Origin of the sequence: Streptomyces sp. NPDC091649 (assembly GCF_044756785.1) — a bacterium.
Lineage (GTDB): Bacteria > Actinomycetota > Actinomycetes > Streptomycetales > Streptomycetaceae > Streptomyces.
Genome location: NZ_JBIVTR010000023.1, coordinates 94,875 through 106,810, shown reverse-complemented (window position 1 = coordinate 106,810; position 11,936 = coordinate 94,875). Strand labels below are relative to the sequence as shown.

Genomic DNA, 11,936 nt, shown 5'->3' with positions numbered 1-11,936 from the left:
AACACGAGCGGTGTCCACGGCCCGCTGATCCACATCGGTCCACTGGAAGTCTGCGGTGGTCGGCTTGATGCTCACCCTGAGTCAGGGCTCCTCTCCACTGTCGTAAGCCGGTGACTGTTACCGCACCGGGCGTTGTCGAGCCTACCCCCGTTGCCAGGCACACTTTCCGAGCACTTTCCAGGGTGTGGGCGGCCCGTGGAGTTCGCCTCTCGGAGGAACGCATATCCGGTGAACAGTCACCCCCAACACGACCCCACCCCCGCGAAGGGCGGCGTATCCGCAACGTCTAGAGTGAACGGGTTCGCGCAAGTCTTCACCGGGCCTCCTCGCCCGGAGCTTGCTGGGATTTCTCTGTCAGGGGTGTGCGTGACGGCCGTCGAGTCCCGACCCGCAGGGGTCGCCTTGACTCCCAGCCCGGGGGGCCATCGCCCGTTCGGGGCCCGCGTCAAGGCTTTCGTGGCTCTTACCAAGCCACGGATCATCGAGCTGCTGCTCATCACCACCGTTCCGGTGATGTTCCTCGCTGCCCAGGGTGTACCCGACCTGTGGCTCGTTCTCACTACCACCATCGGGGGATATCTCTCCGCCGGCGGCGCCAACGCGCTCAACATGTACATCGACCGGGACATCGACGCGCTGATGGACCGCACGTCCCAGCGTCCGCTGGTCACGGGCATGGTCAGCCCCCGCGAATGCCTCGCCTTCGGCATCGCGCTCGCGGTGGTCTCCACGGTCTGGTTCGGGCTGCTCGTCAACTGGCTGTCGGCCGCCCTCGCTCTCGGCGCGCTGCTCTTCTACGTCGTCGTCTACACGATGCTGCTGAAGCGCCGCACCTCCCAGAACATCGTCTGGGGCGGAATCGCGGGCTGTATGCCGGTGCTCATCGGCTGGTCCGCCGTGACGAACTCGCTCTCCTGGGCCGCCGTCATCCTCTTCGCCGTCATCTTCTTCTGGACGCCGCCGCACTACTGGCCGCTGTCGATGAAGGTCAAGGAGGACTACGCCCGGGTCGGCGTCCCGATGCTCCCGGTCGTCGCCTCCAACCGGGTGGTCGCCAAGCAGATCGTCCTCTACAGCTGGGTGATGGTCGCGGTCTCGCTGCTGCTCACCCCGCTCGGCTACACCGGCTGGTTCTACACGGCGGTCGCGCTGCTGTCCGGCGGAGCCTGGCTCTGGGAGGCCCACGGCCTGCGGAACCGGGCCAATGCCGGGGTGACCGGGGCCAAGCTCAAGGAGATGCGCCTCTTCCACTGGTCCATCACCTACGTGTCGCTCCTCTTCCTCGCCGTCGCGGTGGACCCCTTCCTCCGCTAGCTCCTTCCCCGCCCGTCGCCAGTTCATCTACCCGTCGGTAGCATCCTGTTCATGGCAGAGACGGCAGCAGACGTAAGCGACAGCGGGCAGACCTCACGGACGGACGCCAGGAAGGCGGCGCGCGCCGAACGCAGGGCGGCGAAGCTCGCCCGCGAGATCGGCGCCTTCGCCAAGGAGCACGGCGGCGTGGAGGGACAGCTCGCCTACATCGGCCAGTCGGGCGCCCGCATCGTCCTGGTCGGCGAGGACGGCGCCTGGGGCGACCTCGTGGCCCCGACCTACGCGGTGGCCGAGAACGCGGCGCGGAAGTCCGGCATCACGATGCACGAGGAATTCGACGGCGACTTCGCGCTCAAGGTCCGCACCGGCCCGTACGAGTGGTCCCGCATGGCCGGAATCCAGGTGGGCGGCCCCTCCAACGACCGCTGAGCGCCACCGCCGGGCAACCACCCGGCACCGTGCTCACCCGTTCGGCCGTGCCCGCCCGCGCCGCGCGGTCGTGCGAGGGGCCGGGCTTCGAGGCCGGGGTCCCGAGGCGGCGGGCGGGTCCGGCAGGACGCCTCCGGGCGGGTCGACGGCCGGGCGGGGCGACGCGCCCGGTGCACGAACCGACGTGGGAGCCGCGACGCACGGGAGGGGCGGCGGGCACCGGCCCGCCGCCCCTCCCGTGCGTATGTCCGTCAGACCGCCGGCACCGTCTCCGGCCGCTCGGCGGCCGGGCCGGGCAGCGGGGCGGGGGCGTCGTCGCCGCGCTCGCGCATGCTCAGCACCAGCCGGATCACGGCGATCCACATGATGGCCGAGCCGAACATGTGGACGCCGACCAGGATCTCGGGGACGTCGCTGAAGTACTGGACGTAACCGATCGCGCCCTGGGCGAGCAGCACGATCAGCAGATCGCGCGCCCGGGCCCGGGTGTCGGCGGGTGCGTCGACCACCCGCAGGGCCAGCCACATCGCGATGGCCAGCGCGCAGACCACCCAGGCCGCGATCGCGTGGACATGGGCGGCGGCCGACCAGTCCCACGGCATACGCGGAACGTCGCTGCTGTCGCCGGCGTGCTTGCCGGAACCGGTCACCGAGGTGCCCAGCACGATCAGGACCACCGTGGTCGCCACGATCGCCCAGGAGAGACGCCGCACCGGCAGGGGGGTGCGCGGGCGGGGCGGGCCGTCGCCCTCGCCGACCCGCACCCAGGTGATCACGGTGACCGCCAGGAGCGCGTTGGCCAGCAGGAAGTGCCCGGCCACCGTCCAGGGGTTGAGACCCGCCCAGACGGTGATCCCGCCGAGGACGGCGTTGCCCAGCACGATCCAGAACTGCAGCCAGGCCAGCCGGGCGAGCTTGCGGCGGCGCGGCTTGAGCGAACTGATGGCGATGATCGCCCAGCCGACGGCGGCCGACAGCACATAGGTCAGCATCCGGTTGCCGAACTCGATCGCGCCGTGCAGCCCCTGTTCGGGCGTCGCGAACAGGCTGTCGTCGGTGCACTTGGGCCAGGTGTCGCAGCCGAGGCCCGAACCGGTGAGCCGCACGGCCCCGCCCGTGACGATGATGAAGACGCTCATCACGACGGCGGAGAGCGCGGCGCGCTTCACGATCCGGGTGGACGGCGTCCAGCGCTTGGCGATGAGGGAGATGGGGGTTTCCACGCGGACCATCGTAGGACGGGGCTTGTGCACGTTTTCACGAGGGGTGGGTTCGTGCCCGAAGGGCGGCTTCGCGCCGATTGCCCGGACACGCCCCGGCGCGGGCCCCGTCCGGGCTACTCCCAGCGGAAGAACCTGGCCGCCGCGCCGAGCCCCAGCACCGCCCACGCCGCGAGGATCCCGGCCTCGGCCCACGGCATCGACGCACCGTGCTGGAGAACGTCCCGCAGCCCCCCGGAGAGCGCCGAGACGGGCAGCAGCTCCAGCACCGACCGCACCGCGTCCGGGAACCTGTCCAGCGGCACGATGACCCCGCCGCCGACCAGCAGCAGCAGGAACACCAGGTTGGCGGCGGCGAGCGTCGCCTCCGCCTTGAGCGTCCCGGCCATCAGCAGCCCGAGCCCGGAGAAGGCGGCGGTCCCCAGGACCAGGAGCAGCAGCACGGAGAGCGGGCTGCCCTGGGGCGACCAGCCGAGCGCCAGGGCGATGGCGGCCAGCAGCACGATCTGGAGCACCTCGGTGACCAGCACCGACAGCGTCTTCGCGGTCATCAGCGCCCAGCGGGGCAGTGGGGAGGCCCCGAGCCGTTTGAGGACCCCGTAACGGCGTTCGAAGCCGGTGGCGATGGCCTGGCCGGTGAAGGCCGTGGACATCACGGCGAGCGCCAGGACGCCCGGCGCCAGGAAGTCCACCGCCGCGCCCGAGCCGGTGTCCACGATGTCGACCGCGCTGAACAGCACCAGCAGCAGCGTCGGAATGATCACCGTCAGCAGCAGCTGCTCGCCGTTGCGCAGCAGCATCCGGGTCTCCAGCGCGGTCTGCGCGGCGATCATCCGGGGGAGCGGGGCGGCGCCGGGGCGCGGGGTGTACGTACCGGCGCTCATGCGCGCAGCTCCTTGCCGGTCAGTTCGAGGAAGACGTCCTCCAGGGTGTGCCGCTCCACGGAGATGCCCTCGGGCATCACGCCGTGCTGGGCGCACCAGGAGGTCACGGTGGCCAGCAGCTGCGGATCGACGCTCCCGGTGATCCGGTACGTCCCCGGCAGCGGCTCGACGGCCCCGGAGCCGTCGGGCAGCGCCTTGACGAGAGAGCCGAGGTCGAGCCCCGGGCGCCCGGTGAAGCGCAGGGTGTTCTCCGCGCCGCCCCGGCAGAGCCGCTCCGGGCTGCCCTGGGCGATGACCTGGCCCGCGTCGATGATCGCGACGTCGTCGGCGAGCGCCTCTGCCTCGTCCATGAAGTGGGTGGTGAGGACCACCGACACCCCGTCGGCCCGCAGCTCGCGCACCAGGTCCCAGGTGGAGCGGCGGGCCTGCGGGTCGAGCCCGGCGGTCGGCTCGTCCAGGAAGAGCAGCTCGGGCCGTCCCACGACCGCCATGGCCAGGGAGAGGCGCTGCTGCTGGCCGCCGGAGAGCCGCCGGTAGGCGGTGCGCCCGCAGTCGCCGAGGCCGAGGCGTTCGGTCAGGGCGTCCACGTCGAGCGGATGCGCGTGCAGCTTCGCCATGTGGCGGAGCATCTCGTCGGCGCGCGCTCCGGAGTAGACGCCGCCGGACTGGAGCATCACCCCGATGCGCGGTCGCAGCCGTTCGGCGTCGGCGACCGGGTCGAGGCCCAGGACGCGTACGGTGCCCGCGTCCGGGCGGCGGTAGCCCTCGCAGGTCTCGACGGTGGTGGTCTTCCCGGCGCCGTTCGGGCCGAGGACGGCGGTCACCGCGCCGGTCGCGACCACCAGATCGAGGCCGTTCACCGCGGTCTTCCTGCCGTACCGCTTCACCAGGCCCTTGACCTGTACGACGGGCTCGTTCTCCATGGCCGGTAAGTCTAGGCAGGGTCCGGGGAGGAGGGTCTCCCGGGGCCGAATTAGGTAACCCTAAGTGATGAACCCCACCGTAGATCGTCTCGGACCGTGGTTGTCAGAGTCGAATGAATTACGCAACAATGGTGTTGTGAAATACGACGGACGGGCTCCTCAGGAGGAACTCGCGACCGGTGAGCGTTCGACGCGCAACCGGGTCGCGCGCTCCATCCTGGACCACGGCCCCTCCACCGCCGCCGATCTCGCGAAGCGCGTCGGCCTCACCCAGGCCGCCGTCCGCCGCCACCTGGACGCCCTCGTCTCCGACGATGTCGTCGAAGCCCGTGAACAGCGGGTCTACGGCGCGCGGACGCGAGGCAGGCCCGCCAAGGTGTTCGCCCTGACGGACTGCGGCCGGGACGCCTTCGACCAGTCCTACGACAAGCTGGCCGCCGACGCCCTGCGTTTCATCGCCGAATCCGGAGGGGACGAGGCGGTTCTCGCCTTCGCCCGCGCCCGGATGGCCGCGACGGGCGAGGCGTACCGCGCCGCGGTCGAGGCCGCGGCGCCCGAGGAGCGCACCGAGGCCCTGGCCAGGGCCCTGTCCGCCGACGGGTACGCTGCTATGGCGCGAAGCGCGCCGGGCCCGCAGCAGGGCGAGCAGCTGTGTCAGCACCACTGCCCGGTGGCGCATGTCGCCGAGCAGTTCCCACAGCTGTGCGAGGCGGAGACGGAATTCTTCTCCAGCCTCCTCGGGACCCATGTGCAGCGGCTGGCCACCCTCGCCCACGGCGACGGAGTGTGCACGACCTACGTGCCGCGAAGCGGCCACGCTCCACCCCCACAGACCACTCATTCAGCATCTGCAAGCACGGCCGGGAGGAACCCCGCATGACGCTCCCCACGGAGACTGCCCACCCTGAGCTCGAGGGTCTGGGCACGTACGAATTCGGCTGGGCCGACTCCGACGCGGCAGGCGCGGCGGCGAAGCGCGGCCTCTCCGAGGCTGTCGTCCGCGACATCTCGGAGAAGAAGAACGAGCCCGAGTGGATGCTGAAGCTGCGGCTCAAGGGCCTCAAGCTCTTCGGCAAGAAGCCCATGCCGAACTGGGGCTCGGACCTGTCGGGCATCGACTTCGACAACATCAAGTACTTCGTGCGGTCCACGGAGAAGCAGGCGGCCTCCTGGGAGGAACTGCCCGAGGACATCAAGAACACGTACGACAAGCTCGGCATCCCCGAGGCGGAGAAGCAGCGCCTGGTCGCCGGCGTCGCCGCGCAGTACGAGTCCGAGGTCGTCTACCACCAGATCAACGAGGAGCTGGAGGCGCAGGGTGTCATCTTCATGGACACCGACACCGCGCTGAAGGAGCACCCGGAGCTCTTCAAGGAGTACTTCGGCACCGTCATCCCCGTCGGTGACAACAAGTTCGCCTCGCTGAACTCGGCCGTGTGGTCCGGCGGCTCGTTCATCTACGTGCCCAAGGGCGTCCACGTCGAGATCCCGCTCCAGGCGTACTTCCGTATCAACACGGAGAACATGGGCCAGTTCGAGCGGACGCTGATCATCGTCGACGAGGACGCCTACGTCCACTACGTGGAGGGCTGCACCGCCCCGATCTACTCCTCGGACTCGCTGCACAGCGCCGTGGTCGAGATCATCGTGAAGAAGGGCGGCCGCTGCCGCTACACGACGATCCAGAACTGGTCGAACAACGTCTACAACCTGGTCACCAAGCGGGCCGTGGCCTACGAGGGCGCGACCATGGAGTGGGTCGACGGCAACATCGGCTCCAAGGTGACCATGAAGTACCCGGCCGTCTACCTGATGGGCGAGCACGCCAAGGGCGAGACCCTGTCCATCGCCTTCGCGGGCGAGGGCCAGCACCAGGACGCCGGCGCCAAGATGGTCCACATGGCCCCGAACACCTCGTCCAACATCGTCTCCAAGTCGGTGGCGCGAGGCGGCGGCCGGACGTCCTACCGCGGACTGATCGAGATCGGCGAGGGCGCGCCGGGCGCGAAGTCCAACGTGCTCTGCGACGCCCTGCTCGTCGACACGATCTCCCGCTCGGACACCTACCCCTACGTCGACGTCCGCGAGGACGACGTGTCGATGGGCCACGAGGCGACCGTCTCCAAGGTCTCCGAGGACCAGCTCTTCTACCTCATGAGCCGCGGACTCACCGAGTTCGAGGCCATGGCGATGATCGTGCGCGGCTTCGTCGAGCCGATCGCGAAGGAGCTGCCCATGGAGTACGCCCTGGAGCTCAACCGGCTGATCGAGCTGCAGATGGAGGGTTCGGTCGGCTAGGTCCTCGGCCGAGGACCACCGGGACGGCCGTTCGCGGCCGTCCCCGCCCCACCGAATCCCCCGAGTTCTTGACTGAAGAAAGCGAGCACTACGACAGCCATGGCTGAGGCTCAGAACACTCCGGCGGGCTCCACCACCGCCGGCTCCATCGCGGTGGCCGCCGAGTCGACCGTCGCCACTCGCATGAGCGCACCCCCGTCCTTCGACGTCGCGGACTTCCCCGTCCCGCACGGTCGCGAGGAGGAGTGGCGCTTCACGCCACTGGAGCGACTGCGCGGGCTGCACGACGGCACCGCCGTCGCCACCGGCGGCGGGGTGAAGGTCGCCATCGACGCCCCCGACGGCGTCACCGTCGAGACCGTCGGCCGCGACGACACCCGGCTCGGCAAGGCCGGCACCCCGGTGGACCGCGTCGCCGCCCAGGCGTACAGCTCCTTCGAGCAGGCATCGGTCGTCACGGTCGCCAAGGAAGCCGTGCTCACCGAGCCGATCCGGATCGCCGTGCACGGCGAGGGCGGCGTCGCCTACGGCCACCAGCTCATCCAGCTGGAAGCCTTCGCCGAAGCCGTCGTCGTCATCGACCACACCGGCGACGCGGTACTCGCCGCCAACGTCGACTACGTCCTCGGCGACGGCGCGAAGCTGACCGTCGTCTCCGTCCAGGACTGGGACGACACGGCCGTCCACGTCGGCCAGCACAACGCGCTGATCGGCCGGGACGCCTCCTTCAAGTCGATCGTCGTCACCTTCGGCGGCGACGTCGTGCGCCTGCACCCCCGGGTCGCCTACGCGGCCACCGGCGGCGAGGCGGAGCTCTTCGGCCTGTACTTCACCGACAAGGGCCAGCACCAGGAGCACCGCCTCCTGGTCGACCACAACACCCCGCACTGCAAGTCCAACGCGGTGTACAAGGGCGCCCTCCAGGGCGACGGCGCACACGCCGTCTGGATCGGCGACGTCCTCATCCAGGCCGCCGCCGAGGGCACCGACACCTACGAGATGAACCGGAACCTCGTCCTCACGGACGGCGCCCGGGTCGACTCCGTGCCCAACCTGGAGATCGAGACCGGCGAGATCGTCGGCGCCGGCCACGCCTCGGCGACCGGCCGTTTCGACGACGAGCAGCTCTTCTACCTCCAGTCCCGCGGCATTCCGGCCGAGGAGGCCCGCCGTCTCGTCGTGCGCGGCTTCTTCGCCGAGCTGGTCCAGCAGATCGGCCTGCCGGACGTCGAAGCGCGTCTCCTCGAGAAGATCGAGACCGAGCTGAAGGCGTCCGTCTGATGTCCTTCGTCAAGGTCTGTGCGCTGAGTGAGCTGGAGGACGACACCCCCAAGCGGGTGGAGCTCGACGGCACACCCGTCTCCATCGTCCGCACCGAGGGCGAGGTGTTCGCGATCAACGACATCTGCTCGCACGCGAACGTCTCCCTCTCGGAGGGCGAGGTGGAGGGCTGCGCGATCGAGTGCTGGCTGCACGGATCGTCGTTCGACCTCCGCACCGGCAAGCCGTCCGGCCTTCCCGCGACGCGCCCCGTCCCCGTATACCCCGTAAAGATCGAAGGGGACGATGTGCTCGTCTCCGTCACCCAGGAGTCCTGAGTCACCCATGGCAACGCTTGAAATCCGCGACCTGCACGTCACCGTCGAGGCCGACAACGCCACGAAGGAGATCCTCAAGGGCGTCGACCTGACCGTGAAGCAGGGCGAGACCCACGCCATCATGGGCCCCAACGGGTCCGGCAAGTCCACCCTCGCGTACTCGCTCGCGGGTCACCCCAAGTACACGATCACCAGCGGCACGGTGACCCTGGACGGCGAGGACGTCCTGGAGATGTCCGTCGACGAGCGGGCCCGTGCCGGCCTGTTCCTCGCCATGCAGTACCCGGTCGAGATCCCCGGCGTCTCGGTCTCCAACTTCCTGCGCACCTCCGCCACCGCCATCCGCGGCGAGGCCCCCAAGCTGCGTACGTGGGTCAAGGAGGTCAAGGAGACGATGTCCGGCCTCCAGATGGACCCGGCCTTCGCCGAGCGCAACGTCAACGAGGGCTTCTCCGGCGGTGAGAAGAAGCGCCACGAGATCCTCCAGCTGGAGCTTCTCAAGCCGAAGATCGCCGTCCTGGACGAGACCGACTCCGGCCTGGACGTCGACGCGCTCAAGACCGTCTCCGAGGGCGTCAACCGGGTCCGCGAGACCGGCGAGGTCGGCACGCTGCTGATCACGCACTACACCCGCATCCTGAAGTACATCAAGCCCGACTTCGTGCACGTCTTCGCCAACGGCCGTATCGCGGCCTCCGGTGGCGCCGAGCTGGCCGACCAGCTGGAGAACGAGGGCTACGAGGCATACACGAAGGGTGGCGCTTCCGCGTGACTGACGCCCGACAGGGGCTCACCGGCCTCCTCGACACCGAGGCGATCCGCAAGGACTTCCCGATCCTGGACCGCACGGTCCACGACGGCAAGAAGATCGTTTACCTGGACTCCGCGGCGACTTCGCAGAAGCCGCGTCAGGTCCTCGACGCGCTCAACGAGTACTACGAGCGGCACAACGCGAACGTGCACCGCGGCGTCTACACGATCGCCGAGGAGGCCACCGCGCTGTACGAGGGCGCCCGGGACAAGGTCGCGGCCTTCATCAACGCGCCGAGCCGCAACGAGGTGATCTTCACCAAGAACGCCTCGGAGTCGCTCAACCTCGTGGCGAACATGCTCGGCTGGGCGGATGAGCCCTATCGGGTGGACAGCGACACGGAGATCGTCACCACGGAGATGGAGCACCACTCCAACATCGTGCCGTGGCAGCTGCTCTCGCAGCGGACCGGCGCGAAGCTGAAGTGGTTCGGCATCACCGACGACGGCCGGCTCGACCTGTCCGACATCGACGAGATCATCACCGAGAAGACGAAGATCGTCTCCTTCACGCTGGTCTCCAACATCCTGGGCACCGTCAACCCGGTCGAGCAGATCATCCGCCGCGCCCAGCAGGTCGGCGCGCTGGTCTGCATCGACGCCTCGCAGGCGGCCCCGCACATGGTGCTCGACGTGCAGGCGCTCCAGGCGGACTTCGTGGCCTTCACCGGCCACAAGATGGTCGGCCCGACGGGCATCGGCGTGCTGTGGGGACGGCAGGAGCTCCTGGAGGACCTGCCGCCGTTCCTCGGCGGTGGCGAGATGATCGAGACCGTGTCGATGCACTCCTCGACCTACGCCCCCGCGCCGCACAAGTTCGAGGCCGGTACGCCCCCGATCGCCCAGGCCGTCGGCCTCGGCGCGGCCGTGGACTACCTCTCGGCGATCGGCATGGAGAACATCCACAACCACGAGAAGGCGATCACCGAGTACGCGGTGAAGCGCCTCCTGGAGGTCCCCGGCCTGCGGATCATCGGTCCGGCGACGGCCGAGGACCGCGGGGCCACGATCTCCTTCACGCTCGGCGACATCCACCCGCACGACGTGGGCCAGGTCCTCGACGAGCTGGGCGTCGCCGTGCGGGTCGGCCACCACTGCGCGCGCCCGGTCTGCCTGCGGTACGGAATTCCCGCGACGACGCGAGCGTCGTTCTATCTGTACTCCACGCCCGCCGAGGTCGACGCCCTGGTGGACGGTCTGGAGCACGTCCGGAACTTCTTCGGCTGAGGGTTGACTGGTGAAGCTTGATTCGATGTACCAGGAAGTGATCCTGGACCACTACAAGCACCCCCACGGGCGTGGCCTGCGGGACGGCGACGCCGAGGTGCACCACGTCAATCCGACGTGCGGCGACGAGATCACGCTCCGCGTGAAGTACGACGGCGAGACCATCGCCGACGTGAGTTACGAGGGCCAGGGCTGTTCCATCAGCCAGGCCAGCGCCTCCGTGCTGAACGAGCTGCTCGTCGGCAAGGAGCTGTCCCAGGCGCAGAAGATCCAGGGCGCCTTCCTGGAGCTGATGCAGTCCAAGGGCCAGCTGGAGCCGGACGACGCGATGGAGGAGGTGCTGGAGGACGCCGTCGCGTTCGCCGGCGTCTCCAAGTACCCCGCCCGGGTCAAGTGCGCGCTGCTGAGCTGGATGGCGTGGAAGGACGCGACGGCCAAGGCGCTGTCCGAAGGGAAGACCGCATGAGCGACAACGAGACCGTGACCATGAAGCCGGCCTCCGAGGAGGAGGTCCGCGAGGCGCTGTACGACGTCGTCGACCCCGAGCTGGGCATCGACGTCGTCAACCTGGGCCTGATCTACGGCATCCACGTCGACGACGCCAACATCGCCACCCTCGACATGACCCTGACGTCCGCGGCCTGCCCGCTGACCGACGTCATCGAGGACCAGGCGAAGTCCGCCACCGACGGCATCGTCAACGAGCTCCGGATCAACTGGGTCTGGATGCCGCCGTGGGGCCCGGACAAGATCACCGACGACGGACGCGAGCAGCTCCGCGCGCTGGGGTTCAACGTCTGACACGCCCCGGAGACCCATGGATACGGCCATGCCCGCCAGGCACACTGGCGGGCATGGCCGTATCCATTTACCACATCGCCGTCGACGCTCACGACCTGCCGCTCATGGCCCGCTTCTGGAGCGCGGTGCTGGACTGGCAGGTGCTCTTCGAGGACGAGGAGGAGATCGTCATCGGCGCCCACGAGACGGCGCTGCCGGGCATGTGCTTCCTCCCGGTGCCCGAGGGGAAGACCGTCAAGAACCGGCTGCACATCGACCTGGCCCCCGACGACCGGGACGCCGAGGTCGAGCGGATCCTCGCGCTCGGCGCCCGGCGGGTGGACGTGGGGCAGGGCCCGGACGCCACGTTCGTGGTGCTGGCCGATCCGGAGGGCAACGAGTTCTGCGTCCTCCGCCCCAAGCGGACCCTGACCGACTGAGCCGGGCCGGCAC

Annotated in this window: 14 protein-coding genes; 11 read left to right on the top strand and 3 right to left on the bottom strand. The window is 69.3% G+C overall.

Translation table 11 applies throughout. The annotated features are described in order from the left end of the window. Positions 1-360 precede the first annotated feature (360 nt). The gene (locus ACIQMU_RS28980; protein ID WP_352243151.1) at positions 361-1,314 is read left to right on the top strand and encodes a heme o synthase; all 954 of its coding nucleotides are present in this window, start codon (positions 361-363) and stop codon (positions 1,312-1,314) included. A gap of 51 nt (positions 1,315-1,365) precedes the next feature. Beyond that, the gene (locus tag ACIQMU_RS28975; protein ID WP_352243149.1) at positions 1,366-1,743 is read left to right on the top strand and encodes a hypothetical protein; all 378 of its coding nucleotides are present in this window, start codon (positions 1,366-1,368) and stop codon (positions 1,741-1,743) included. 251 nt (positions 1,744-1,994) lie between these two features. Here ACIQMU_RS28975 and ACIQMU_RS28970 read toward each other — a convergent pair whose 3' ends face one another. The 3 genes from ACIQMU_RS28970 to ACIQMU_RS28960 all read right to left on the bottom strand — a co-directional run bounded on the left by ACIQMU_RS28970 (position 1,995) and on the right by ACIQMU_RS28960 (position 4,770). After that, positions 1,995-2,975: a heme A synthase gene (locus tag ACIQMU_RS28970; RefSeq protein ID WP_402690025.1), complete on the bottom strand. Its 981-nt coding sequence runs from the start codon at positions 2,973-2,975 to the stop codon at positions 1,995-1,997. Between the two features lie 104 nt (positions 2,976-3,079). Then, positions 3,080-3,847, bottom strand: coding sequence for an ABC transporter permease (locus tag ACIQMU_RS28965; RefSeq protein ID WP_402690024.1), 768 nt, complete (start codon positions 3,845-3,847; stop codon positions 3,080-3,082). Beyond that, entirely contained in the window at positions 3,844-4,770 is a 927-nt protein-coding gene (locus tag ACIQMU_RS28960; RefSeq protein WP_402690023.1) for an ABC transporter ATP-binding protein, read from the bottom strand. Before ACIQMU_RS28960 ends, ACIQMU_RS28965 begins: the two co-directional genes overlap by 4 nt. Before the next feature lie 136 nt (positions 4,771-4,906). On the opposite strand from ACIQMU_RS28960, the gene ACIQMU_RS28955 reads away from it, so the two are divergent. From ACIQMU_RS28955 to ACIQMU_RS28915, 9 genes are all read left to right on the top strand, one after another. Continuing rightward, the gene (locus ACIQMU_RS28955) at positions 4,907-5,650 is read left to right on the top strand and encodes a metalloregulator ArsR/SmtB family transcription factor (protein WP_352243145.1); all 744 of its coding nucleotides are present in this window, start codon (positions 4,907-4,909) and stop codon (positions 5,648-5,650) included. After that, positions 5,647-7,068 carry a Fe-S cluster assembly protein SufB gene (gene sufB / locus ACIQMU_RS28950; protein WP_018957645.1) on the top strand — a complete coding sequence of 474 codons (1,422 nt, stop codon included), beginning with the start codon at positions 5,647-5,649 and terminating at the stop codon, positions 7,066-7,068. The genes ACIQMU_RS28955 and sufB overlap by 4 nt, the downstream gene beginning before the upstream one ends. Before the next feature lie 99 nt (positions 7,069-7,167). After that, positions 7,168-8,349 (top strand): Fe-S cluster assembly protein SufD, encoded by a 1,182-nt coding sequence (gene sufD, locus ACIQMU_RS28945; protein WP_352243144.1) that lies wholly within the window; start codon positions 7,168-7,170, stop codon positions 8,347-8,349. Further along, the gene (locus ACIQMU_RS28940) at positions 8,349-8,666 is read left to right on the top strand and encodes a bifunctional 3-phenylpropionate/cinnamic acid dioxygenase ferredoxin subunit (protein ID WP_352243143.1); all 318 of its coding nucleotides are present in this window, start codon (positions 8,349-8,351) and stop codon (positions 8,664-8,666) included. Before sufD ends, ACIQMU_RS28940 begins: the two co-directional genes overlap by 1 nt. A gap of 7 nt (positions 8,667-8,673) precedes the next feature. After that, entirely contained in the window at positions 8,674-9,438 is a 765-nt protein-coding gene (gene sufC, locus ACIQMU_RS28935) for a Fe-S cluster assembly ATPase SufC (RefSeq protein WP_352243142.1), read from the top strand. Then, positions 9,435-10,703, top strand: coding sequence for a cysteine desulfurase (locus tag ACIQMU_RS28930; RefSeq protein ID WP_352243141.1), 1,269 nt, complete (start codon positions 9,435-9,437; stop codon positions 10,701-10,703). The genes sufC and ACIQMU_RS28930 overlap by 4 nt, the downstream gene beginning before the upstream one ends. A 10-nt stretch (positions 10,704-10,713) precedes the next feature. Continuing rightward, positions 10,714-11,169 carry a Fe-S cluster assembly sulfur transfer protein SufU gene (gene sufU / locus ACIQMU_RS28925; protein WP_307847818.1) on the top strand — a complete coding sequence of 152 codons (456 nt, stop codon included), beginning with the start codon at positions 10,714-10,716 and terminating at the stop codon, positions 11,167-11,169. Next, the gene (locus tag ACIQMU_RS28920; RefSeq protein ID WP_007448467.1) at positions 11,166-11,504 is read left to right on the top strand and encodes a metal-sulfur cluster assembly factor; all 339 of its coding nucleotides are present in this window, start codon (positions 11,166-11,168) and stop codon (positions 11,502-11,504) included. Before sufU ends, ACIQMU_RS28920 begins: the two co-directional genes overlap by 4 nt. Before the next feature lie 53 nt (positions 11,505-11,557). After that, entirely contained in the window at positions 11,558-11,923 is a 366-nt protein-coding gene (locus ACIQMU_RS28915) for a VOC family protein (protein ID WP_352243139.1), read from the top strand. The last annotated feature ends 13 nt before the right edge of the window (positions 11,924-11,936 follow it).

What these genes read in the sequence shown, in the direction of transcription:
- ACIQMU_RS28915 (WP_352243139.1), top strand. Translation starts at nt 11,558, where the DNA reads ATGGCCGTATCCATTTACCACATCGCCGTCGACGCTCACGACCTGCCG.
- ACIQMU_RS28940 (WP_352243143.1), top strand. Translation starts at nt 8,349, where the DNA reads ATGTCCTTCGTCAAGGTCTGTGCGCTGAGTGAGCTGGAGGACGACACC.
- sufD (WP_352243144.1), top strand. Translation starts at nt 7,168, where the DNA reads ATGGCTGAGGCTCAGAACACTCCGGCGGGCTCCACCACCGCCGGCTCC.
- sufB (WP_018957645.1), top strand. Translation starts at nt 5,647, where the DNA reads ATGACGCTCCCCACGGAGACTGCCCACCCTGAGCTCGAGGGTCTGGGC.
- ACIQMU_RS28975 (WP_352243149.1), top strand. Translation starts at nt 1,366, where the DNA reads ATGGCAGAGACGGCAGCAGACGTAAGCGACAGCGGGCAGACCTCACGG.
- ACIQMU_RS28960 (WP_402690023.1), bottom strand. Translation starts at nt 4,770, where the DNA reads ATGGAGAACGAGCCCGTCGTACAGGTCAAGGGCCTGGTGAAGCGGTAC.
- ACIQMU_RS28920 (WP_007448467.1), top strand. Translation starts at nt 11,166, where the DNA reads ATGAGCGACAACGAGACCGTGACCATGAAGCCGGCCTCCGAGGAGGAG.
- ACIQMU_RS28970 (WP_402690025.1), bottom strand. Translation starts at nt 2,975, where the DNA reads ATGGTCCGCGTGGAAACCCCCATCTCCCTCATCGCCAAGCGCTGGACG.
- sufC (WP_352243142.1), top strand. Translation starts at nt 8,674, where the DNA reads ATGGCAACGCTTGAAATCCGCGACCTGCACGTCACCGTCGAGGCCGAC.
- ACIQMU_RS28965 (WP_402690024.1), bottom strand. Translation starts at nt 3,847, where the DNA reads ATGAGCGCCGGTACGTACACCCCGCGCCCCGGCGCCGCCCCGCTCCCC.